Below are 24,048 nucleotides of genomic sequence, written 5' to 3'. Positions count from 1 at the left end.
CTCTAAAATACAAATACTATTACTATTTTTGAAATTCAATATGAAAGCGAATTACAAACAATATATACTCAATTTTAAACAAGCTAGTGGGACATCACGAGGCGTTTTAAAAACCAAAGAAACATGGTTTATTAAGCTTGCTGATGAAGATAAAGTTGGTATTGGGGAATGTGGTTTGTTTAGAGGTTTAAGTATTGATGATAGAACAGATTACGAAACCAAATTACAATGGGTTTGTGATAATATACATATAGGACTAGAGAAGTTGGTCAATGAACTTATAGAATTCCCAAGTATTCAATTTGGTTTAGAACAAGCTTTTAAATCTTTGAATAGTGAAACGTCTTTTGAATTGTTTCCATCGGCGTTCACAAATGGTGAAGCTGTAATACCCATAAATGGACTCATATGGATGGGAAGCGAAAGCTTCATGAATCAACAAATTAAAGATAAGATTGAAGCAGGTTTTGATTGTATAAAAATGAAGATAGGTGCTATTGATTTTCAGACTGAATTATCACTACTTAAATCTATAAGAAAAGAGTTTTCGGCTTCAGATATAGAGCTTCGAGTAGACGCCAATGGCGCTTTTGCACCTCATGAAGCTTTGGAAAAGTTAAAGAGACTTGCAGAATTAGATTTGCATTCTATTGAACAACCGATTAAACAAGGTCAAATAGAAGAAATGACTCGGCTTTGTGAAACAACACCATTACCTATTGCATTAGATGAAGAATTAATAGGTGTGTTTTCTGTAACTAAAAAAGAAAACTTGTTACAAACAATTCAACCACAATATGTCATATTAAAACCGAGTTTAGTTGGTGGATATAATGGTAGTCAAGAATGGATTAATGCATCGGAAAACTTAGGAATAGGTTGGTGGATTACTAGTGCTTTAGAAAGCAATATTGGTCTTAATGCCATTGCACAATGGACATATACCTTAGATAGCAAAATGCCACAAGGACTTGGTACAGGAAGTTTATTTACAAATAATTTTGATTCACCATTAGCAGTGAGAAATGGTGATTTAAACTATGATAAAGAAGAAGATTGGAAATTTAATTTAGACATATGAATTATATACAACAAGCATATAAAGGTCAGCGAGAAATCTGGATGGTTATACTCACAACTGCACTGGTTGGTGGTGTATTTCTCTTAAACTTTATCTATTACTTGTTTGCTGATCCTGGTGAGTTAGATGCGGCTTATGACATCATGAAAAACATTCCGCCAATAATAAGCTTAACAATGAATCTAATACCTTTTGTTGTGCTTATAGGACTACTATTTTTATTAGTGAAATACGTGCATCAACGCAGTATCTTGTCCTTAACTACGGCAAGAGATAAGGTAGATTATGGACGAGTATTCTTCTCGTTTATGATGATTACTATTTTCACTGTTAGTAGCTTTTTAATTGCGTATTCAGCGGATTCTTCGGAGTTGGTGCTACAATTTGATCCCATGAAGTTTGGCATTTTGTTTTTGGTAAGTATTCTATTATTTCCATTTCAAATAGGTTTAGAAGAATACCTATTCAGAGGTTACTTGATGCAGCATATAGGTATTATTGTAAAAAATAGATGGTTTCCGCTAATCTTAACGTCTATACTTTTTGGTATTGCACATAGTGCTAACCCAGAAGTTGCAGCTATTGGTTTTTGGAAAATGATGATTTTCTATATTGGTACAGGTTTATTGTTGGGAATAATGACATTAATGGATGATGGTTTAGAATTAGCCTTAGGCTTTCATTTGGGTAACAATTTATTGGCAGCATTATTAGTTACGGCAGACTGGACAGCATTGCAAACAGATGCTATTTTCTTGAATACAGCAGAACCATCAATGAGTATTGTTAGCGATATCTTAATACCAGTATTAGTGATTTACCCAATAATGCTATTTATATTAGCAAAACGATACGGTTGGAAGAATTGGCAAGAACGTTTATTTGGTAAAGTAACAGAGCCAATAAAAGAGGATTATAAAATTATAGAATAATGACACCTACATACGATAAGATTCATAATAGATTTAAATTAAATGGACTTCATTACAATTTTGAAGATCTTAAAGAAGTAGCATACAGTTTAATAAAAGAAGGTGAGGCCTACGAAAAGAATACAGGTAACTTTCTTATAGATTGGTTAAATAATGAGGATCATTTATATGTGAACACCTCAGGATCTACAGGAAAACCTAAATCTATAAAGATACAGAAGCAAGCCATGGTGAACTCGGCCATTGCTACGGGTGATTTCTTTGGGTTAATACCAGGTGATAGAGCTTTAGATTGTTTACCAAGCCATTATATAGCAGGTAAGATGATGCTAGTTAGAGCAATGATTTTAGGTCTAGAGTTAGACTTTGTAGAGCCAACTACGCATCCGCTCTTCAATTATGATAAGAAATATGATTTTTGTGCGATGATTCCGTTGCAACTAAAGAATATCATTAATCAAACAAAAAACATAGAGACAATTATTGTTGGTGGTTCTAAGGTGACTAAACCTTTATTAGAACGTATTAGATTGAGTGGGTCAAAATTCTACGAAACTTATGGCATGACGGAAACTGTGACACATGTTGCAGTGAGAAGATTACCTTCTCAGATTGTTGAAGCTGAGCAATACTTTTATGCCTTGCCTAATGTTGAGTTTTCTCAAGATGAAAGAGATTGTTTGGTAATACATGCAGACAGATTACACGATGAACCAATTGTAACAAATGATATTGTGGAGTTAAACGATGCAACTAGTTTTCAGTTATTAGGGCGTTACGACAATGTCGTTAACTCTGGTGGCGTAAAGTTATTCCCAGAGCAAATTGAAGAAAAGCTACAAGTTGTCATAGATAACCGTTTTATTGTTGCAGGAGAAGAAGACGAAGCTCTTGGTGAAAAACTGATTCTTATTGTTGAAAACCCTCGTGATTCTATAGAAAGTATAGAAAAGAGAGTGAAACAATTAAAAGGTTTAACTAAGTTCGAATTACCTAAGAAAATATATACTATAGATCGTTTTGTAGAAACTGTAAATGGTAAAATACAACGCGATAAAACAGTCAGTGCTGTAATTGATTAGTTAACTCAACCGAAAGTATAGTTAGCTCATTTTCAGTTTCTTTTTGGTATTAGTGTGTTTAGTTTTATGTAAACTTTAAACACCAAACCAATGAAAACACTAATTATTTCTAGTCTAGCTGTACTATTTTGTTTCACAGTTAGTGCACAAGAGAAAAATGTTGAAACCGAGTCAACATCAGTAGACGAACTCATAACATTTATTGTAGAACATTACAGTATTGAAAAGGATTCTACCAAAACCAAAAACATTGTATTTTTAATAGAAACCTATTCTGATAATTTCAATGTTGAAGACAGTGTTATATTAAAACAAGCTTTTAGATTATTATCAAAACGACTTAACGACACAGATAAAATAAGCTTTGTAGCATATTCTAATTTTAATGGGTTGATGTTGAGTCAAGTTGCTGCGACAGACTTGAAGAAAATTTTATATGCTGTGGAACATCCTAAAACAAGTATTTCTGAATTCAAAAAAGACGGAATAACACTTGCGTATGAGCTTATACAAACAAACTACGTTGAAGGATCTGAAAATACGGTAATTATGATTAGAATGCCTGGTCGTAAATCTGAAGTCGTCGAAACAGAAGTAAATTTAAAATATGACAGTACAAAGAAAAAGGGAAATGCTGTCATACTAACTGCAATTTCATTGCTTCCTGAGCTTATATCAGTCATAAAAGAATAAAAATCACTAAATGCCATGCATTTGATGGTTTTGTTTACTCATTTGTAGTTTTTAACCGTGTCAATCTACTCTATGTTTGTTTTGAACTTTTAATACAATCATCATGAAAAACTTATTTTTATTTACAATTTTTCTTTCTTTAGCTGTTCATGCTCAAGAAAAAGTTATTACAGGAACTGTGACTACTGCAAGTGATGGTCTACCATTACCTGGTGCTAGTGTTATTATAAAAGGATCAAGCAACGGTACACAAACAAACTTTGATGGAAAATATAGCATAAATGCACATGTTGGTGATAAATTGGTTATCAGTTATGTTGGGATGGATTCAAGAGAAGTAACTATAGGTGCAGCTAATATCTACGATGTAGCCTTGGAAGAAGGTTCAGAATTAGATGAGGTTGTGGTTGTTGGCTATTCTAAGACTTCATCTGTCAGTTCTGTAATTAGTCATAGCCACAGAGGACCTAGTAAAGCTCAACTTAGACGACAGGCTAAAAGAGCATTTCATGATAAAATTTCTAGTCAATTAGCTGGTAGTATGTCAGGCGTAAAAATTAGAGGATCAAAAACTAAGAAATCAAACGAAAGTGTCCTTTATATCGTTGATGGTGTGCCTATTCAAAAAGGGTATAACGACTTAATCAAACAAATAAAACCAGACGATATTGAGCATATGAATGTATATAAATCGGTTGAAGCGGTTGATAAATTTGGGGAATCGGCGAAATATGGTTGTATTGTTATTAATACAAAAGCAGGTAATTATCGCGTGCAGTACGATGAAAAATATGCTAGTATAACAGAAAATCAGTTCGAAAAAACAAATCTTTCACCATTTTCCACATTTTCCATAGATGTAGATAAAGCGTCTTACAGTAATGTTAGACGAATGATAAATAATGGGCAAACAATACTAAGCGACGCTGTTAAAATAGAAGAAATGGTCAATTATTTCAATTACAATTATCCACAACCTACAGATGAGCATCCATTTTCCATTAATACAGATGTCGTTAAAACACCTTGGCATAATGATACTAAACTAGTAAAGATTGGTCTTCAAGGAAAAACATACGACAATGAAGAATTGCCTGCTTCTAATCTAACTTTTTTAATAGACGTATCTGGTTCTATGGGTTCTCAAAATAAACTACCACTTCTTAAAAGTGTATTTAGATTATTAGTAAATCAATTAAGAGAAAAAGACAAAGTATCTATTGTGGTATATGCTGGCGCAGCTGGTGTTGTGTTAGAGCCAACATCTGGTGCTAATAAAGAAAAAATTCTTCAAGCATTAGATGACTTGCAATCAGGTGGTTCTACTGCAGGTGGCGCAGGCATCAAACTAGCGTATAAACTTGCAGAAAAGAACTTTAAGAAAAACGGAAACAACCGTGTTATCCTAGCAACTGATGGTGACTTTAATGTAGGAGCGTCTAGTGATAAGGATATGGAAACTCTAATAGAGGAAAAAAGAAAATCAGGGGTCTTTTTATCTGTCCTAGGTTTTGGATATGGTAATTATAAAGATTCAAAACTAGAGATATTAGCTGATAAAGGAAATGGTAATCATGCCTACATAGATAATATGCAAGAAGCTCAAAAAGTATTTGGTAAAGAATTTGGTGGTACGCTTTTCACCATAGCTAAAGATGTCAAAATACAAGTTGAGTTTAATCCGAGCTTGGTACAGGCATATCGTCTTATTGGTTATGAAAATAGATTATTAGCTGATGAAGATTTTATAGATGATACCAAAGATGCAGGTGAATTAGGAAGTGGCCATACTGTGACAGCTTTATATGAGGTCATTCCAAGAGGTGTTAAAACGGATTATCTTAGAGATATACATGATTTAAAGTATACCCAATCTGAAACAAAAGCAGATTTTAGTGATGAGTTGTTTACAGTAAAGTTTAGGTATAAAAAACCAGATGGCTCTAAAAGTATTGAGATGGTGCATGTGCAAAAAAATGAAACAACCGCAGTAGATGAAGACATGAACTTTGCAGCATCTGTAGCACTTTTTGGAATGCAGCTTCGAAATTCTAAGTTTCATAATAATTCAAACATCGAAAGTGTTATAGAATTAGCCGAAAATGGCAGGGGAGAAGATAAAGAAGGTTATAGAGCAGAATTTATAAGACTAGTAAAGACTTATGATAGATTAAAATAACTCAAAATCTAAAATAAAAGCCCAATGCGTTGCATTGGGCTTTTTATGTTTTAGTATTATGCAATCTAATTGCCTGCAGATAGATTTTTCATTTCTTTCTCTATCATATCGTAGAACTGGTCAATTTTAGGTAACACTACAATGCGAGTACGTCTGTTTTTTGCTCTATTTTCGGCAGTGTCATTTTCAACTAGAGGTACATGGTAACTGCGACCAGCCGCAATTAGTTGTTGCGGATTTACTTTTAATTCTTCTAAAACTCTAACAACAGATGTTGCACGCTTAACACTCAAATCCCAATTGTCTAATAATGGTGGTTTGCTATAAGATACATTGTCTGTATGTGACTCAACCATAGCTTCAAAATCTGGTTTGCTATTAATCACTTTAGCAACCTTACCAAGTACTTCTTTTGCTCTATCAGTGACATCGTAACTACCACTCTTAAATAACAACTTATCAGCAATAGAAATAAAAACAACACCTTTTTCTACATTCACTTCAATGTCAGGATCATCAATACCAACTTCTTTTTTCAAGCTAGATACAATGGCTAATGTAACACTATCCTTTTTTGTTAAGGCATCTTGTAGACGTGTAATTTTCAAATCTTTTTCTTTTAAACTTTCCAATGATTTTTCAAGGTTTTCAGCACCTTTTTGAGTTAAGGTGGTTAGATTTCCTTTGGTGTCAATTAAATCTTGGTTCGCTTTACGTAGATCTTCTAATTGATCTTTCATGGTTTCAACTCTAGCTTGAGCCGCTGCAGCGTCGGTAAGGCATTTGTTTAGCTTTACCGTAGCAGAGTTTAATAAATCTTTTGTTTTTTGATGTTCCTCTTCTAAAGTTAAGTACTCTTTTTTTGACACACATGATGCTAGAAATAACATCGAAAAAATACTTAACGCTACTAATTTTCTCATAATTCGTTTTCTGATTAAAAATGTTGTCGATTACATCTCAAAATTATAGAAAAGAAAAATGGAGAAGCCTAGGATTAACAAAACTTTTAACCTTTTTATAAACAGATTAAAATGTTTTTTGTCCTTTTATAAAATAAGACCAAACAATGGATGGTCTTTCAAAATAATGCTTCTGTTTAGAGATTTGTTTACGAGCATTTAATAAACGCCTTAATGAAGCATAAAATGAAAAATGAGCTCTAATAATAGCTAAGAAAAAGCTGGGTTGTAGTCGGATTAAAAATCGTATTCCAGCGATACCATCGAGTAGCATTCTAACAAATAGTCTTGAGACAAGATTTTTATCTGTGTTTTTAAAAAGTGTATATAAGCTATTTCTAAAATTGAGATACGTTTTTTTAGAATTAGTGTTACTCAATGTAGCACCACCAACATGAAATACAGTAGAAGTGCCAACATATTTTGCTTTAAAGTTTAAATTAAATGCACGCCAGCATAAATCAATTTCTTCCATATGAGCAAAATAGCTTTCATCAAAGCCATTTAGGGTTTCAAAAACATCTTTTTTTATAAAGAAACATGCGCCTGAAGCCCAAAATATAGCTCTTGTATCATTGTATTGATTTTTATCTTCCTCAAGCGAATCAAAAATACGACCACGACAATATGGATAACCATATTTGTCAATAAATCCGCCGGCTGCACCAGCATATTCAAAATGCGTTTTCTTTTTAAAATCTAAAATTTTAGGCTGAATGATTGCAGCATCAGAAGTATTGAATTCTTCAAGTATAGGTTGAAGCCAATGTTCAGTGACCTCAATATCACTATTTAATAAGCAGAGAAGAGGTTCGCTAACATGTTTTAAAGCATCATTGTAACCTTTTGCATAACCGCCATTTTCTGTGTTCTTAATCACTTTAATGTCGGGAAAATGGTCATAAAGAAAAGCTACAGAATTATCAGTAGAAGCATTATCAGCAACATAAATTTTAGCACTTTCTGAATAATTAACAACAGAAGGTAAAAACTGCTCTAGAAGCGTTTTTCCGTTCCAGTTTAAAATTACTATGGCTATGTCGCTAAGTTGATACATTTATTTAGTCTTATAATCTGGAATATCTCTTAAAAATGTGTACTGTTCTGCTTCAGAATCCATTTGACAATAATAATGATTTATCCCATTAGTCACCATTAAATAATCTGAATTTAAGACCATATTATATCTTGCAATTTGGTCAAAAGTACTCTGACTGATAGCTACAGAATGCGATTTGCACTCAACAATTAAATGAATACTACCGTCTTTATTAAAAACCACAATATCATACCTTTTCTTTAATCCGTTTATGGTTAATTCCTTTTCAACATTGATTAAAGATTTCGGAAAGTTCTTTTGATTTATAAGGTAATGCACGCAGTGTTGCCTAACCCATTCTTCGGGTTGAAGAATGATGAATTTTTTCCGAATGACATCAAAAATAGAAACTTTATTTTCTGTACTTTTGAAACGGTATTCAAACTTAGGAAAGTTGAGTTCTTGCAAGGCAGTTATACATTTTGTTTCAAAGTTAATGTAGAATACTGCAAATCACAATCTTTAAATTCCAAAATTCAAAATTTACATTTTGAGTTTTTGATGTTTGGAATTTAGGATTTGGAATTTGAAAATTTTTACAGATTTGGACGAAGTAAAACAACTGGTCGCAGGTATAAAACAGGGTAATCTTAAACCTATTTATTTTTTAATGGGTGAAGAAGCCTATTACATTGATAAGATTTCAGATTTTATTGAAAATAATGTTTTAGACGAAGCTGACAAAGGCTTTAACCAAATGGTGCTTTATGGCAGAGATGTATCTGTTGACGATATTGTAAGTAATGCCAAGCGTTATCCAATGATGGCAGAACGCCAAGTTGTTATTGTAAAAGAAGCGCAAGATTTAAGCAGAACAATTGAGAAGTTAGCTTCTTATGCTGAAAATCCGCAACCTACAACAGTTTTGGTTCTAAACTATAAATACAAAAAACTAGATAAACGCAAAGCTTTATATAAGGCGATTTCTAAAAATGGTGGTGTCGTTTTTGAAAGTAAAAAACTTTACGATAATCAAGTGCCAGATTGGATAAGAAGAGTGCTTAAAGGTCAAGGTTATGAAATCTCACCAAAAGCAGCTCAAATGCTTGTTGAGTTTTTAGGAACAGATTTGAGTAAAGTGAATAATGAGTTAGATAAGCTAAAAATTGTTTTACCAAAAGGTACTCAAATTACACCAGAACATATTGAAGAGAATATTGGGATTAGTAAAGACTTCAATAATTTTGAGTTACGAAAAGCTGTTGGTGAGCGCAACAGTATAAAGGCATTTCAAATAGCAAAGTATTTTGCGGATAACCCAAAAGATAACCCAATGGTTGTAACTGTAGCATTGTTGTTCAATTTCTTTTCTCAGTTATTGCATTTACATGGTATGACAGATAAAAACCCAAGAAGTGTGGCCTCAGCACTTCGTGTCAACCCTTATTTTGTAAATGAATACCTCACAGCAGCTCGTAATTACCCAATGAAAAAAGTAAGTGCTGTCATTGCTCTGCTAAGAGAGTTTGATGTAAAAAGTAAAGGTGTTGGCGCAAATGCAGTTCCTCAAGGTGATTTGCTTAAAGAGTTGTTAGTAAGAATATTAGGTTGATTTATTTTGCTAAAAGCTAAAGGAAAAATATTAGAGTACCATCAACCGCTTTGTAGAAACACGGTCTGAGTTTAAATCTTCAATTTTCACTAAATAGACACCAGAATTAAATTTGGAAATATCAATACGTTTTTCAGTCGTTGTTTTTACTAGTTTCCCGGTAATGTCATAAATCCTAACTTTTAGATTGTAATGGCTCAATATAATAGTTTTGGATGCCGGATTAGGTGAAAATGAAAATTCAATCGCGTCAACCTCGTTATTGTTCAAGGTTGAAATATTAATACTATATAATCCTTGACTTAAAGTGTTGCTAGATTCCGCCGTGATATAATATTCAGTTGCGCTAAATGGCACAATAGCTTCTATTTGAGGTGAATAATTACTCGGTGCATCAATGGTAGTTTTAGAGATATTTCCATTAGAAAACAAACCAGAATGAAAGCCGTCTAATTGAATTAAAAATGCTCCATCAGCATCATAACCACTTAACATAATTTCATTTGCAGAAGCATTATAAGTTGCTCCTGTAATTAGACCTTGGGCATTTATGGTATCAACCATATTAATGGTGTATGTACCAGGTGATTTTGAAATTTGATAGATGTTTGTGTTATTATCATCCCAGTTTTTTGAAAATACATATAAGGCGCTGTTATAATGTATCAAGCTTTCAGCATCAAAATTTGTATTGAATGGATTTGGAAAAAAACTGTTTTGATTACTGTAGCTAAAGTTTATAATATCAGCAGTTACCGATGTGCTCGCTAAGTAATCTGTAATTGCAATACGATATATTTTTAAATCAGTTCTTGTACCATAATTATTTCCAAAATCACCAATATAAATATAGGTGTCATCCATAGTGATGTCTTCCCAATCTACATTGGTGGCGTTTGTAATAGTAACGGTTCTACTAATATTACCTGTTGAAGTATCTATTTCGAATAATTGATTGGTGTTTCCAGAGTCGTTATGTGTAATTAGTGTATTGTTTAGGATAATAATTCCTGAAGTTTCACTTACAGCAGCATCTAGGGCAGTTTCTAGCATGAACTGCTGAGATTGAGCAGTGATGCCTAAACTTATAAGTAGTATTGAAATGAATGCTTTCACTGTGAATTGATTTAATGATTTAGTTTAAATCGAAGATACTAATTCAGAAAGGAATACCGCATTATCCTATGGTAAATTAAATAACATGAATTATTACAAATCCAATTTTCTATAATAACGTAGTAATTCGGCATCGTCATGAGGTAAATTGTCTTTACCAATGGCTTTAAATCCTAAGCGTTCTAAAAGTTTTCTAGAGGCTTTATTTTCTTCTAAAGTGTAAGCACTTAATTCAGTTAAACCGTAATCGTTTTTGGCTGTACGAATTAATTCAAAAGCAGCTTCATAAGCGTAACTTTTGCCTTGAAATTCAGGAAGAAATGCAAAACCTAAATCTGGGTCTACTTTCCCTTCTCTGTGATATATTCCAAGAGTCCCAAGTTTTACATTATCTACTTTTCTTATGGCAACATTATTAGTATAACCATGTGTTTCTAATTGCACTAATGCCTTGTTTTTAATATATTCTTTAGCTTCTTCAATGGTATGCACATTTCTATCTCCAATGTATTTTAACCAACCAGGCGAATTCATGAGTTCGACAACGAATTCTGCATCGTTAACAGAAATAGGTCTGATATGTAATCGTTTTGTTTCTATGATTTCTATTCCCACATAAGGCAGGAATCTTTAAAATTTTATAAAATGTCAAATACTGAGATTATCCAAGGACTAAGTCTAATTTAAGAAAACTTATTTTTATTCATTCAATAAAAACATTTTCAATTCATCATACGTTGCTATAGCAGTAGCTTCCTTTTCTTTATCCATTACTCTCATTATTTGAGGTGGTAATTCAATATTTTCCTTAATAACATCTGCAACAACATCTAAAAATTTAGTCGGATGAGCAGTTTCTAAAAATACTACATGAACGTCATTACTTTTAAGATGTGCTTTAGCACCAAGATAACCAACTGCGCCATGTGGGTCAGCAACATAATTGTAATCTTTATAGAGTTCTAATAAAGCTTCTCTAGTTTCTTCATCAGTATAACTATACGACGACAGATTAGCTTTTAAAGCTTCAAAATCCTTGTTGTGTAATTCTTGTATTCTTATAAAGTTACTAGGATTACCAACATCCATAGCGTTGCTAATGGTTTGTACAGATGGTTTTGGCTCATAAGATTGTGTGTTCATATAATTAACCACAGTGTCGTTGGCATTGTTACTCGCAATAAAATGTTTTACAGGTAAGCCAAGTTTTTGTGCAATCATACCAGCGCAGATATTACCAAAGTTTCCACTTGGGACAGAAAATGCAATGTCTTTGTGTTTAGATTTTAACTGCTTATACGCAAACATGTAGTAGAATAATTGAGGTAACCAACGTGCTACGTTTATAGAGTTTGCAGATGTCAATTGCATTTTACTAGTCAATTCTTCATCCAAGAACGCACGTTTTACCATGTCTTGACAATCGTCAAAAACACCATCAACTTCTAAAGCTTTAATGTTTTGTCTTAGTGTTGTTAATTGCTTTTCTTGAATATCACTCACTTTTCCGCTTGGGTAAAGGATAACAACATTAACACCTTTTACACCTAAAAATCCATTAGCTACAGCGCCACCAGTATCACCAGATGTTGCTACTAATACTGTAACTTCGTTAGTGTTAGACTTGTTAAAATACCCAAGACAACGTGCCATAAATCTCGCACCAACATCTTTAAAAGCCAAGGTTGGTCCATGAAACAATTCTAAAGTAGAAATGTTTTCATTGATGTTTACAACCGGAAAATTAAAGTTCAAGGTTTCTTCAATAATAGTTTTTAAAACGTCCTCAGGAATTTCTGGAACTATAAATTGCTTAATTGCCTCAAAAGCGATTTCAGCATTTGATTTTTCTTCAATAGTTTCAAAAAATGAAGCATCTAAAGGTGTTATCGATTCTGGAAAATATAAACCTTTATCTGGTGCAAGTCCTCTGACTGCGGCATCAGCGAAAGTTGTATTTGGTGCTTTTTTATTTAAAGAGTAGTAGTTCATTTTGTTTTTTATTATTCGTCAATCGTCGATCCTCTTGATTCCTTCTGTATTTATTTTAGACACATACGTTTCGAATACTATATCTGTTTTTGAATATGCACTGCGTATCGATTCTTCAACTTTTTTAGCGGTTTTTTCACCTTTACTCAATACAAATATAGAAGGTCCAGAACCTGAAATAGCACAACCTAATGCACCAGCTGAAAGCGCAGAGGATTTAACATCGTTAAAATGTGGAATCAATTGTTTTCGGTAAGGTTCAATTACCACATCATTTAAAGCAGTTTTAATTAACTCATAATCTGATGTGTGTAGTCCATGAACTAAACTACCAACATTTGCCCATTGTGTAATGGCATTTTGTAAAGGAATCTTATTTGGTAAAATCGCTCTAGATTCTGATGTTTTTATTTCAATTTGAGGATGAATTAGCGTTGCATATAAATCTGATGGCGTTGGTAATTGAAGTACTTGAAGCGGATTCACACTTTTCACTAAGGTAAAACCACCAAATATTCCTGGCGCAATGTTATCGGCATGTTCACAATTACTTGCTAGAGCTTCACCTTTCATGGCGTATTTGGTAAGCTCAGTTTTATTAAGCGGATTGCCTAAAAGCGCATTCATACCAAAAACACTTCCAGATGCGCTAGCAGAACTACTGCCAATACCACTTCCAGGTTTTATCTTTTTATAGATTTCAATTTCAAAACCGCAATCTGGCTGTAAGGCTTCATACATTGCTAAAGCCGAAACACCTGCAACGTTTTTTTCTGGTTCAAATGGTAAATCGTAACCTTCAATTTTAGTGATTTTAATGCCTTTTCCTTCAGTTTTTCTAATCACCATGTCATCACCAATGGTATCTAAACAAAAGCCTAATACATCAAAACCACAGGCTACATTGGCTACAGTTGCTGGGGAAAATATTCTAATCTCTTTGCTCATAGTTTAGTTATTAGCAATTCTCATAATATCCGCAAAAAGACCAGAAGCAGTTACCTCTGCACCAGCGCCAGCACCTTTAATAATCATAGGTTGCTCAGGGTAACGTTGTGTGTAGAACATTACGATATTATCTTTTCCTTTGAGGTTATAAAATGGATGACCTTCAGGGATTTCTTTTAATCCAACTTTTGCTTTTCCGTTATCAAATTCTGCAACAAATTTTAACTGGCAGTTTTTGTCTTCCGCAGATTTATATAAGCTTTGATAATAGACTTCATCATCTTTCAACGTATTGAAGAAGTCATCAACGGTATCAGCTTTCATAGCATTATCAGTTAAGAAATTGTCACTTTCAAGCTCATTTAATTCAATCTGATGTCCACTTTCTCGAGCTAGAATTAGCACTTTACGAGCAACGTCAATGCCACTTAAATCAATTCTTGGGTCAGGTTCTGTATAGCCTTCTTCTTGGGCTTGTTTTACAACATCATAGAAGGTAGTTTCAGAATTAAAGTTGTTAAAAATGAAATTTAAACTTCCTGACAATACTGCTTGAATCGTATTGACTTTATCACCAGAAGCAATTAAATGACTTAAGGTGTCAATAACAGGTAAACCGGCACCAACATTGGTTTCAAATAAGAATGATGCGTTATATTTTCTTGATAATTGTTTAAGTTCATTGTAATATTCAATATTACCAGAACACGCTATTTTGTTACAAGCTACAACAGAAATACTCTGTTTTAAATAATCACCATAAATCTTAGCAACTTCATCGTTTGCTGTAATATCAACAAATACAGAGTTACGAAGATTAAGAGTTTTTGCATGCTCAAAAAAACCATTTAAACTTGCTTTTTCACTTTTAGCTAAATCCTCTTTCCAAGTTTCTAAATCAATGCCATCATCATTGACAAGCATGGTTCTAGAATTAGAAAGACCTACAACTCTCAAATTGATTTTGAAGTTTTCCTTAACGTAAGCGCGTTGTTGTTTTATTTGGTCAATAAGTCGTTGCCCAACATTACCAACACCTGTAATAAATAGATTGATTTGTTTGGTTTTTATTTCGAAGAACTGCTCATGTAAACTATTTAATGCTTTTTTGACATCATTTTTATGAATAACGGCAGAAATATTACGTTCTGAAGCACCTTGAGCAATAGCTCTAATATTCACATTGTTCTTACCTAATGTGCTGAACATTTTTCCGCTAATGCCTTGATGACTTTTCATTTTATCACCAACAACCGCAATGATTGATAAATCTGTTTCAACTACAATTGGGTCTAATTTCTGTAGTGCAATTTCGTACTCAAACACAGCATCAATAAGTTCTTTAGCACGTTCTGCATCACTATCTGCAATTCCGAAGCAAATAGAATGCTCAGAAGACGATTGCGTAATTAAAATAATATTGATTTTTTCTTGGGCTAAAGCTTCAAACAAACGTTTGCTAAATCCAGGAACCCCAACCATTCCATTACCTTGCAAGGTCATTAAAGCGATATTATCAATATTGCTTAATCCTCTTACAGGTGAGCCACCATTAAGTTGGTCGTCTTCAGTGATTGTAGTACCAATTGCTTCAGGTTCCATAGTGTTTTTAATAACAATAGGAATGTTCTTTTTTAATACTGGCATTACAGTTGGCGGATACAGTACTTTTGCACCAAAATGCGATAATTCAACTGCTTCTTGATACGACAATTTTGTGATTGGTGCGGCTTGTTTTACCAATTTAGGGTTGGTAGTAAACATACCGCTAACATCTGTCCAGATTTGTAATTCCTTAGCGTCTAAAGCCGCAGCAATAATAGCAGCTGTATAGTCAGAACCACCACGACCAAGCGTTGTAATCTCACCATTATGAGCTTTAGAAACAAAACCAGGTAATAAGACAATCTTATTAAAGTTTGATTCAAAAAATGCTGAAATGTTTTTGTCAGTGGCTTTAAAATCTACAATAGCATTGTTATAATTTAAATCGGTAACAATAAGCTCTTGCGAATTTTTTAAAACTGCATCTATATTTCTAGATTTAAGTGTAAGTATGATGATTGTTGAAGATAATGTTTCACCAAAGCTTAGTAGTTTATCTTTCGTTTTTGGTGACAATTCATTAATCAAATAGATGCCATCAAGTAAATTTTTTAACTCATCAAGTTTCTCTGTAATAAAATCATGAAGATTGTCTTCTTGTTTCTTTAAGCCAGAACCTTCAAAAAGACCTTCAATAATTTTATTATGCTTAGACCAAATTTTGTTGTATTTGGTAATATATGCTTCATCTTTAGCACAAGCTAAATTTGCAGCTTCGAGTAATTTATCAGTGATGCCACCAACGGCAGACACAACAACCGCAATGTTAGATACTTCAGCTTGCTGTTGTAATATTGAGATGACTTTATTTATATTTTCGGTTGAACCTACAGATGTTCCACCAAATTTTAGAACTTTCATAATTAATAATAGTTTGAGAAAACAAAATGTCTGTATATAGACAATTAATGGACGGAAGTATATAATTAAAATGCACCCCTAAGGGTCATAATTGTAGCAATAAATAACATTGTAGTGTATGTGCACAAAGTCTGTGACATTTGGTTTAATGATATGTTATTTTTGTTCTCCATTACATGTCAAATGTATTATTTTTACAACAATAAAAAAACTCATCTTTTGTTTTTAGTGAATTTTTAAAAAACACTAATTCTTTCTTAAAAAAATGAAAGATGCTTAATATTTTACCTAAAGTTTTAATAAATACACATGAAACTATTTTCTAAAGAACAAATCTATGAAGGTGACAGAATAACTGAGGAACGTCAAAACATTTCTTCATCTGATTTGATGGAACGTGCAGGCACACAAATTTTTAATTGGATGCATATGCGTATGCAAGGTGCTCAAGTGCCGATACATGTATTTTGTGGTATAGGAAACAATGGTGGCGACGGGTTGGTATTAGCGAGACATTTAATAACACATGGATATTCTGTTGTAACTTATATAGTTAATTACAGTGACACGCGATCTAAAGATTTTCTGGTTAATTACGATAGAATAAAAACAGTAACTAAAGATTGGCCAAAAGTTTTAAGCTCGGGTCGAGACTATTCGGAGATTGTAATCGAAGAAAAGGATATTATTGTTGATGCTGTATTTGGTATAGGCTTAAATCGTCCACCTGCAGATTGGGTGAAAGAATTATTTATGTTATGGAGAGCATCCAAAGCATTTACCTTATCAGTTGATGTACCATCTGGACTTTATACGGATAGAGCTGTTGATGATGAAGATGCAGTGGTTTATGCCGGTTATACTTTGAGTTTTCAATCTCCCAAATTGGTGTTCTTTTTGCCAGAAACAGCCAAATATACAGTGCAATGGGAAGCTTTAGATATTGGTATTGATAGAGCTTATTTGTTTGAGACTGAAACTGAGGCAGAATTAATTTCTAAACATGAAGTATTACCCATTTACAAGCCAAGAGATAAGTTTAGTCATAAAGGACATTTTGGTCATGTTATGATTTTGGGTGGAAGTTATGGTAAGATAGGCGCTGTAAACTTAGCATGTCGCGGCGCTTTTGCTGCGGGTACAGGTTTGGTGACAGCTTATACACCAGAATGCGGTTACCATAGTTTACAAGCTTCATTGCCAGAAGCAATGGTAATCACAGATTCTGAAGAAAGACATATAGAATCTATAAAATTTGATATTAAACCATCTGTAATTGGAGTAGGAGTTGGATTGGGTACAAATGATGAGACACTAAATGCGTTTGAGGAATTTTTGAAATCAAACAAAGTACCTTTAGTGATTGATGCCGACGGCATTAATTTACTTGCAAAAAAGAAAGCACTTTTAAAATTATTACCAAAGTTTACGGTGTTAACACCACATCCAAAAGAATTGGAAAGATTAATAGGTAGTTGGTCTGATGATTTTGATAAACTCAATAAAACAAAAGCGTTTTCTAAAAAGTATAAAGTGATTATACTCGTTAAAGGTGCGAATTCAATAACACTTTTCGGTGATAAATTATATATAAATACAACAGGGAATCCTGGAATGGCAACAGCAGGTTCTGGAGATGTTTTAACCGGAATTATTTCTGGATTAATTGCTCAAGGTTACGAGCCTTTAGTAGCAACTATTTTTGGTGTGTATTTGCATGGTAGATCTGCAGACATATCTTTAGAAGATTATGGATATCAAAGCTTAATGGCAAGTCATATCATAGAAACCATAGGAGAAGCTTATATAGATCTATTTAAACAACCAGAACAACCTGAACATACAGAAGAGGAACAACAATAATTAAAAAGCCTTCATTAAGAAGGCTTTTTAATTTATTTAGCGTTAAAACTTTTAGATATCTTGTGCGTTGAACAATTCTTTTAATTTTGGATTTGAAGGTCTAGGCGCGTCAGCACTAACAATATTCCCATTAGGGTCTATTAAAATGAACCTTGGAATTCCTTCAATGGCATATCCTTGCACAAAGTCAGACTTCCAATCTTTGTCAGCCATAATTTGTGTGCCTCCTAATTCTTTATCGTTTACCATTGCCACCCATTTATCATGATCTGTCATTCTATCAATTGACATACTTACAAATTCAATATTTTTGTCATGAAATTCTTTTTCTACTTCTTTTAACGAAGGTATTTCTCTAATACAAGGACCGCACCAAGTTGCCCAAACATCAACATAGACATACTTTCCTTTTAGGTCATCTAAAGAAGTTGTACCACCTTTATGATTTTCATAATCAAAGAACTTTGGTGAAGGCATACCTAATGCTAAATTTTGCAATTTTTCATATTTCGTAGTTAAATTTGCCTTAAGTAAAGAATCGGTAGACATAGCCATAATCCCTTTGTAAAAGGCGTCATGATGTTCATTATTTAAATTGACATCATAAGCTAAATTCTCAGCAATATCATCTTTTACAGTTTGAGAAACTTCACTGCTTATTTTATCAAAAACATCTTTTGGTGAATCACTTTTTCTAATGTCATTTGAGTAAGAATTAAGCACTAAAACCTTATAGTTTTCAATATTTTTATAATCCTCTTCATTTGTTAAATCAATACCACTAATTCTATTGTTAAAGTCATTAGATACACTGAACTCTTCCTTTTTTGTAAAGTACTTATGATAATCAGGATATCTTATTAAGTTTGAAAGATGTTCATATTCAATTGCTTTTTCTTCTAATATCCTAAATTCTGGATCGATGCTTTTAGCTGCGTTTAAAAACTCAAGTTTAGAACTTTTGATTTCATCCATCATAGCTAAAAACTCGGTTTCTTCCATTGAGTAGATTTTAGGGATGTCGATATCCATTTGTTCTTCGTTGATAAATTTTTTAGCTAAAAAATTACAGTTTTCAGAACCTAAACCAGTGTATGTTAAGGTTTCATCAAATTCTTCGGTATTTAAAGTCAATTGAATACTATCTCCAGGAACAAGATAAATAGCAGAACCTTCTCTACCATGGTTTAGAGTGTAATATCCTTTTTCAATTTTTAAGGTGTCAGCAAAGGTATTGTCATCATTAAGGGTGATTTCTTTTACCATATCTCTACCTTTATAAATAGTTACTACTTCACCGGTAGGATTTTCAATTTTACCAGAAAATAAGGCATAGTCAATTTTGGGTTCTTCATTACCACACGCTAATAGTAATGATACCAAACAGATTGTAAATATTTTTTTCATTTAATTAGTATTTTGTCTAAAAATAGAGTAATAATTGTTTAGTATCAAAAAACACCGAATTATTAACATTTTGTTGTGTTGTCAAAAAATATTCTCAAATTTGAAACACATAAACTAACTCAATGAATAACTATCACATCATTTCTTCTGATGCTCTAGATATTGTTACGATTTACAACATTTTCAATGACAACAAAAAGCTAAAACTTTCTGAAGAATCTATTACTAAAATTAAAGCTTGCAAGACATATTTAGATAATAAACTTGCCGATGATAAAAAACCAATGTATGGCATAAATACTGGTTTTGGTTCATTGTATAACGTTAAGGTATCAGATAAGGATTTAACTAAACTGCAAGAAAATCTGGTAATGTCTCATGCTTGTGGTACAGGTGATCGCGTTCCAGAATCTGTGGTTAAGGTGATGTTACTTCTAAAGATTCAATCTTTAAGTTATGGCCACAGTGGTGTGCAATTAGAAACTGTTTTAAGGTTAATTGATTTTTTTAATCATGATATTTTTCCTTTTGTGTTTACGCAAGGGTCATTAGGTGCTTCAGGTGACTTGGCACCATTAGCGCATTTGGCATTACCATTATTGGGAAAAGGTAGAGTAGTGCACGAAGGTAGTGATTATGACGCATCAGAATTGTTAGAAAAATTTAATTGGAAACCGATAAATCTTCAGGCAAAAGAAGGACTTGCGCTTTTAAATGGTACACAGTTTATGAGTGCATATGGGGTTTATTTATTATTGTTATCTCACAAGACATCTTATTTGGCTGATATTGTAGCTTCGATATCATTAGATGCTTTTGATGGTCGAATAGATCCATTTCATGATCTGGTTCATGATGTAAGACCGCATCCTGGACAAAGAAAGGTTGCGAAACGCTTTAACGAACTTTTAGATGGTAGCGAGCTAATAATTAGAGAAAAAGAGCATGTACAAGATCCATATTCGTTTAGATGTATTCCGCAGGTACATGGAGCTACAAAAGATACACTTGATTTTGTTGAAAAAGTAATACTTACTGAGATCAATTCAGTTACAGATAATCCAAATATTTTCCCTGAAGAAGATAAAATTATTTCTGGTGGTAATTTTCATGGGCAACCTTTAGCATTGGCTTTAGATTATTTAAAAATTTCTATGGCTGAAATTGGAAATATTTCGGAGCGTCGAATATTTCAATTGGTATCAGGTTTAAGAGGTTTACCTGCCTTTTTAATAGGTGAACCTGGATTAAATTCTGGGTTTATGATACCGCAGTATACAGCCGCAAGTATAGTTAGTGCCAATAAGCAATTGGCATCTCCAGCAAGTGTAGATAGCATTGTATCTAGTAACGGGCAAGAAGATCATGTAAGTATGGGTGCAAATGCGGCAACACAGGCGTATACTTTGATTCGAAATGTTGAACGTATTGTGGCTATAGAGTTGATGAATGCTTCGCAAGCACTAGAATTTAGAAGGCCCGAAAAATCATCACCTTTACTCGAGTCCTTTTTAGAGCATTACCGAAAGGTTGTTCCATTTATTAAACAAGATGAAGTGTTACATCATAGTATCGAAGCATCAATACAATTCCTGAAAGATGTTGATATTGAGGTGGAAGAACTGTTCTTGAATAATTATGGAGTAGAAAAGCATTAACTAGTTTGAGCTATCTGTTATTTCATTAGCCCAATGAATTGCATTTTCAACAGAATCAAATAGTTTAAAGGGCTTATTAAAAAACATTCTTTCAATTTCAGCATTAATTTTGGCTTGATAATTATTTGTGACAACAGCAAACCCTTTTAGGTTTTTTATTTTGGCTGTTTCGTAATATATTTTAGGGTCAACAGAATAGGAGTTTACTCTATTGGTGATGTATACAAAAGATGTTTTAGAGAAATATTTTTTAGTAATATTTTCTAAAATGGCATTATAATCAGGTGTGATATTTACTCCTTCTTTCATAACTACAATTAAGTAGTTATCAAAAATGGAAATATCACAAAAATCGAAAGATAGAGTCTCTTTCATTCCGAGAAATGATTGATTTTAATGTTTTTAAGATAAAAAAAACTCCCCATAAAATGAGGAGTTTTGAATTAAATTATAATTAATTTAAGATTCAGTTGCTTTACCAGAAGTTTTAATTTTGATTTTCAAACTATCAGTTTTAGAATCTAAATCCATAGTAATTGTATCACCTTCTTGTATTTTTGAATTGATGATTTCTTCAGCTAAGGCGTCTTCAACATACTTTTGAATAGCTCTTTTTAAAGGACGTGCACCATATTGTTTATCAAAACCTTTTTCTGCAATATAGTCTTTAGCACTGTCAGTTAATTTAAGGATATAGCCTAAATCTTTAATTCTATCAACTAGCTTAACAAGTTCAATATCAATGATTTTGTTAATGTCTTCTTTTTCTAGTGCATTAAACACAATAACATCATCTATTCTGTTCAAGAATTCAGGTGCGAAGGCTTTTTTCAGTGCGTTTTCAATGACTGCTTTTGCATGATCCGATTCTTGTGCTTGCTTTGCAGAAGTTCCGAAACCAACACCAGTACCAAAATCTTTCAGTTTTCTAGCACCTATGTTAGAAGTCATAATTATGATTGTATTTCTGAAGTCTATTTTTCTACCTAAACTATCAGTTAAATAACCATCATCTAATACTTGAAGTAGCATATTAAATACATCTGGATGTGCTTTTTCAATCTCATCTAAAAGCACAACTGCATAAGGCTTACGTCTAATTTTCTCAGTTAATTGTCCACCTTCTTCATAACCGACGTATCCTGGAGGTGCACCAATTAATCTTGATACAGCGAATTTCTCCATGTATTCACTCATGTCTATGCGAACTAAAGCTTCATTACTATCAAAAAGTTCATTAGCTAATACTTTAGCCAATTGTGTTTTACCAACACCTGTTTGACCTAAGAAGATGAATGAACCTATTGGCTTATTTGGATCTTTTAAACCAGCTCTATTTCTCTGAATCGCTTTAACTACTTTTGCTACAGCATTGTCTTGACCAATTACTCTACCTTTTATTAAATTAGGTAATTCAGCAAGTTTGTTAAGTTCTGTCTGAGCAATTTTGTTTACAGGTATTCCAGTCATCATAGAGATTACGTCTGCTACATTGTCTTCAGTAACTGTTTCTCTATGCTGTTTGGTTTCTTCTTCCCACTTTTCTTGAGCTGTTGCTAATTCTTTTTCAAGACGCTTTTCGTCGTCTCTTAGTTTAGCAGCCTCTTCATATTTCTGTTTTTTAACAACACTATTTTTTGTCTCCTTAACTTCCTCTAATTTTTTTTCTAATTCTAGAATTTGTTTTGGAACATCGATATTAGTGATATGTACACGAGATCCTGCTTCATCTAACGCATCAATAGCTTTGTCTGGTAAAAAGCGTTCCGTCATGTAACGATTCGTTAATTTAACACAAGCTTCAATAGCCTCATCTGTATAATCTACATTATGATGCTCTTCGTACTTACCTTTAATGTTGTTTAAGATTTCAATAGTCTCTTCAACTGAAGTTGGCTCAACAATGACTTTTTGAAATCTTCTTTCTAAAGCACCATCTTTTTCGATGTACTGTCTGTACTCATCTAATGTAGTAGCACCAATACATTGAATTTCGCCTCTAGCTAAAGCCGGTTTAAACATGTTAGATGCGTCTAAACTACCAGTAGCTCCACCAGCACCAACAATAGTGTGAATTTCATCAATGAACAAAATGATATCATCATTCTTCTCTAGTTCATTCATGACAGCTTTCATGCGTTCTTCAAACTGACCTCTATATTTAGTGCCGGCAACTAAGCTTGCTAAATCTAGTGTCACAACTCTTTTGTTGAACAGATTACGTGACACTTTACGTTTTACAATTCTTAACGCCAAACCTTCTGCGATTGCAGATTTACCAACTCCGGGTTCTCCAATGAGTAATGGATTATTCTTTTTTCTCCTACTTAATATTTGAGAAACACGTTGTATTTCTTTCTCACGACCTACCACAGGATCTAATTTTCCTTCTTCTGCCAATACAGTTAGGTCTCTACCAAAATTATCTAAAACAGGAGTTTTTGATTTTTTATTTGTTTTACTAGACTGTCCTCCACTAAATGGGTTTTGTCTAGATTCATCTTCTGGACTTAAATCGTCATCAGAATATGATTCCGCCTTTGGCGTTTCTAGATATTCGTCTTCGTTTGTTATCATAGATTTAAATTCTTCTTTAACGTTATCATAATCCACTTTGAGTTTATTTAACAACTTTGTAGTAGGATCATTTTCATTTCTTAAAATACACAGTAACAAATGTGCTGTGTTAATAGATGTACTTTGAAACAACTTAGCTTCAAGAAAAGTTGTTTTCAATGCGCGTTCTGCTTGCCTTGTGAGGTGCAAGTTCTTTTTTTCGTTTGATATAGAGGTTATATTTGGGTTTGCCGGACTTAATATCTCAACTTTTCTTCTAAGATGATTTAAATCTATCTCTAAAGAAGTGAGTATGTCAATCGCTTTTCCGTTCCCATCTCTCAATAAACCAAGCATTAAATGTTCCGTACCAATAAAGTCATGGCCTAATCTTAAAGCCTCTTCTTTACTGTACGCAATAACATCTTTTACTCTCGGGGAAAAATTATCGTCCATAGTGTA

Annotated in this window: 19 protein-coding genes; 8 read left to right on the top strand and 11 right to left on the bottom strand. The window is 33.1% G+C overall.

Annotation, left to right across the window (positions count from 1 at the left end):
• Positions 1–40: 40 nt before the first annotated feature.
• The 5 genes from HRU50_RS04095 to HRU50_RS04075 all read left to right on the top strand — a co-directional run bounded on the left by HRU50_RS04095 (position 41) and on the right by HRU50_RS04075 (position 5,967).
• Positions 41–1,081 (top strand): o-succinylbenzoate synthase, encoded by a 1,041-nt coding sequence (locus HRU50_RS04095; RefSeq protein ID WP_296348440.1) that lies wholly within the window; start codon positions 41–43, stop codon positions 1,079–1,081.
• Entirely contained in the window at positions 1,078–2,013 is a 936-nt protein-coding gene (locus HRU50_RS04090; protein ID WP_296348438.1) for a CPBP family intramembrane glutamic endopeptidase, read from the top strand. The genes HRU50_RS04095 and HRU50_RS04090 overlap by 4 nt, the downstream gene beginning before the upstream one ends.
• The gene (locus tag HRU50_RS04085) at positions 2,013–3,095 is read left to right on the top strand and encodes an AMP-binding protein (RefSeq protein ID WP_296348436.1); all 1,083 of its coding nucleotides are present in this window, start codon (positions 2,013–2,015) and stop codon (positions 3,093–3,095) included. The genes HRU50_RS04090 and HRU50_RS04085 overlap by 1 nt, the downstream gene beginning before the upstream one ends.
• A 90-nt stretch (positions 3,096–3,185) precedes the next feature.
• Positions 3,186–3,788: a hypothetical protein gene (locus HRU50_RS04080; RefSeq protein WP_296348435.1), complete on the top strand. Its 603-nt coding sequence runs from the start codon at positions 3,186–3,188 to the stop codon at positions 3,786–3,788.
• Between the two features lie 103 nt (positions 3,789–3,891).
• Entirely contained in the window at positions 3,892–5,967 is a 2,076-nt protein-coding gene (locus tag HRU50_RS04075; protein ID WP_296348433.1) for a von Willebrand factor type A domain-containing protein, read from the top strand.
• 65 nt (positions 5,968–6,032) lie between these two features.
• Here HRU50_RS04075 and HRU50_RS04070 read toward each other — a convergent pair whose 3' ends face one another.
• The 3 genes from HRU50_RS04070 to HRU50_RS04060 form a co-directional block, all read right to left on the bottom strand.
• Complete coding sequence (locus tag HRU50_RS04070; protein WP_296348431.1) at positions 6,033–6,890, bottom strand: OmpA family protein; 858 nt, start codon at positions 6,888–6,890, stop codon at positions 6,033–6,035.
• Positions 6,891–6,996: 106 nt separating this feature from the next.
• Positions 6,997–7,986 carry a glycosyltransferase family 2 protein gene (locus HRU50_RS04065; protein ID WP_296348429.1) on the bottom strand — a complete coding sequence of 330 codons (990 nt, stop codon included), beginning with the start codon at positions 7,984–7,986 and terminating at the stop codon, positions 6,997–6,999.
• Positions 7,987–8,436: a type I restriction enzyme HsdR N-terminal domain-containing protein gene (locus HRU50_RS04060; RefSeq protein WP_366927339.1), complete on the bottom strand. Its 450-nt coding sequence runs from the start codon at positions 8,434–8,436 to the stop codon at positions 7,987–7,989.
• A gap of 136 nt (positions 8,437–8,572) precedes the next feature.
• On the opposite strand from HRU50_RS04060, the gene holA reads away from it, so the two are divergent.
• Entirely contained in the window at positions 8,573–9,580 is a 1,008-nt protein-coding gene (holA, locus tag HRU50_RS04055) for a DNA polymerase III subunit delta (protein WP_296348428.1), read from the top strand.
• A gap of 30 nt (positions 9,581–9,610) precedes the next feature.
• Here the strand turns inward: holA and HRU50_RS04050 are convergent, their stop codons facing one another.
• The 5 genes from HRU50_RS04050 to thrA all read right to left on the bottom strand — a co-directional run bounded on the left by HRU50_RS04050 (position 9,611) and on the right by thrA (position 16,102).
• Entirely contained in the window at positions 9,611–10,696 is a 1,086-nt protein-coding gene (locus HRU50_RS04050; RefSeq protein ID WP_296348427.1) for a T9SS type A sorting domain-containing protein, read from the bottom strand.
• Positions 10,697–10,789: 93 nt separating this feature from the next.
• Complete coding sequence (locus HRU50_RS04045) at positions 10,790–11,311, bottom strand: GNAT family N-acetyltransferase (protein WP_296348426.1); 522 nt, start codon at positions 11,309–11,311, stop codon at positions 10,790–10,792.
• A gap of 84 nt (positions 11,312–11,395) precedes the next feature.
• The gene (thrC, locus tag HRU50_RS04040; RefSeq protein ID WP_296348425.1) at positions 11,396–12,688 is read right to left on the bottom strand and encodes a threonine synthase; all 1,293 of its coding nucleotides are present in this window, start codon (positions 12,686–12,688) and stop codon (positions 11,396–11,398) included.
• Positions 12,689–12,706: 18 nt separating this feature from the next.
• Complete coding sequence (locus tag HRU50_RS04035; protein ID WP_296348424.1) at positions 12,707–13,636, bottom strand: homoserine kinase; 930 nt, start codon at positions 13,634–13,636, stop codon at positions 12,707–12,709.
• A gap of 3 nt (positions 13,637–13,639) precedes the next feature.
• Positions 13,640–16,102, bottom strand: a complete 2,463-nt coding sequence (gene thrA, locus HRU50_RS04030) for a bifunctional aspartate kinase/homoserine dehydrogenase I (RefSeq protein ID WP_296348422.1) — start codon at positions 16,100–16,102, stop codon at positions 13,640–13,642.
• Between the two features lie 309 nt (positions 16,103–16,411).
• On the opposite strand from thrA, the gene HRU50_RS04025 reads away from it, so the two are divergent.
• A complete protein-coding gene (locus HRU50_RS04025; protein WP_296348419.1) occupies positions 16,412–17,965 on the top strand; it encodes an NAD(P)H-hydrate dehydratase in 1,554 nt (517 codons plus the stop codon).
• Between the two features lie 51 nt (positions 17,966–18,016).
• Here the strand turns inward: HRU50_RS04025 and HRU50_RS04020 are convergent, their stop codons facing one another.
• Positions 18,017–19,372 carry a TlpA disulfide reductase family protein gene (locus HRU50_RS04020; protein WP_296348417.1) on the bottom strand — a complete coding sequence of 452 codons (1,356 nt, stop codon included), beginning with the start codon at positions 19,370–19,372 and terminating at the stop codon, positions 18,017–18,019.
• Positions 19,373–19,494: 122 nt separating this feature from the next.
• On the opposite strand from HRU50_RS04020, the gene hutH reads away from it, so the two are divergent.
• Positions 19,495–21,030 (top strand): histidine ammonia-lyase, encoded by a 1,536-nt coding sequence (gene hutH / locus HRU50_RS04015; protein WP_296348415.1) that lies wholly within the window; start codon positions 19,495–19,497, stop codon positions 21,028–21,030.
• On the opposite strand, the gene HRU50_RS04010 is transcribed toward hutH, so the two are convergent.
• Together HRU50_RS04010 and HRU50_RS04005 are read right to left on the bottom strand one after the other, a co-directional pair.
• Positions 21,031–21,405 (bottom strand): hypothetical protein, encoded by a 375-nt coding sequence (locus HRU50_RS04010; RefSeq protein WP_296348413.1) that lies wholly within the window; start codon positions 21,403–21,405, stop codon positions 21,031–21,033. It abuts the gene before it with no gap.
• 84 nt (positions 21,406–21,489) lie between these two features.
• On the bottom strand, positions 21,490–24,042 hold the full coding sequence (locus HRU50_RS04005) for an ATP-dependent Clp protease ATP-binding subunit (RefSeq protein ID WP_296348411.1): 2,553 nt from the start codon (positions 24,040–24,042) through the stop codon (positions 21,490–21,492).
• Positions 24,043–24,048: the final 6 nt, after the last annotated feature.

This window comes from Winogradskyella sp., assembly GCF_013213835.1.
Taxonomy (GTDB): Bacteria; Bacteroidota; Bacteroidia; order Flavobacteriales; family Flavobacteriaceae; genus Winogradskyella.
Note: the sequence above shows the minus strand (reverse complement) of the source record. Positions and strands in the feature narration are given on the sequence as shown.

Bases quoted from the DNA above. Each gene is read 5' to 3' on its own strand.
- HRU50_RS04095 (WP_296348440.1), top strand. From the start codon at position 41: ATGAAAGCGAATTACAAACAATATATACTCAATTTTAAACAAGCTAGT.
- HRU50_RS04090 (WP_296348438.1), top strand. From the start codon at position 1,078: ATGAATTATATACAACAAGCATATAAAGGTCAGCGAGAAATCTGGATG.
- HRU50_RS04085 (WP_296348436.1), top strand. From the start codon at position 2,013: ATGACACCTACATACGATAAGATTCATAATAGATTTAAATTAAATGGA.
- HRU50_RS04080 (WP_296348435.1), top strand. From the start codon at position 3,186: ATGAAAACACTAATTATTTCTAGTCTAGCTGTACTATTTTGTTTCACA.
- HRU50_RS04075 (WP_296348433.1), top strand. From the start codon at position 3,892: ATGAAAAACTTATTTTTATTTACAATTTTTCTTTCTTTAGCTGTTCAT.
- HRU50_RS04070 (WP_296348431.1), bottom strand. From the start codon at position 6,890: ATGAGAAAATTAGTAGCGTTAAGTATTTTTTCGATGTTATTTCTAGCA.
- HRU50_RS04065 (WP_296348429.1), bottom strand. From the start codon at position 7,986: ATGTATCAACTTAGCGACATAGCCATAGTAATTTTAAACTGGAACGGA.
- thrC (WP_296348425.1), bottom strand. From the start codon at position 12,688: ATGAACTACTACTCTTTAAATAAAAAAGCACCAAATACAACTTTCGCT.
- HRU50_RS04035 (WP_296348424.1), bottom strand. From the start codon at position 13,636: ATGAGCAAAGAGATTAGAATATTTTCCCCAGCAACTGTAGCCAATGTA.
- thrA (WP_296348422.1), bottom strand. From the start codon at position 16,102: ATGAAAGTTCTAAAATTTGGTGGAACATCTGTAGGTTCAACCGAAAAT.
- HRU50_RS04025 (WP_296348419.1), top strand. From the start codon at position 16,412: ATGAAACTATTTTCTAAAGAACAAATCTATGAAGGTGACAGAATAACT.
- HRU50_RS04020 (WP_296348417.1), bottom strand. From the start codon at position 19,372: ATGAAAAAAATATTTACAATCTGTTTGGTATCATTACTATTAGCGTGT.
- hutH (WP_296348415.1), top strand. From the start codon at position 19,495: ATGAATAACTATCACATCATTTCTTCTGATGCTCTAGATATTGTTACG.
- HRU50_RS04010 (WP_296348413.1), bottom strand. From the start codon at position 21,405: ATGAAAGAGACTCTATCTTTCGATTTTTGTGATATTTCCATTTTTGAT.
- HRU50_RS04005 (WP_296348411.1), bottom strand. From the start codon at position 24,042: ATGGACGATAATTTTTCCCCGAGAGTAAAAGATGTTATTGCGTACAGT.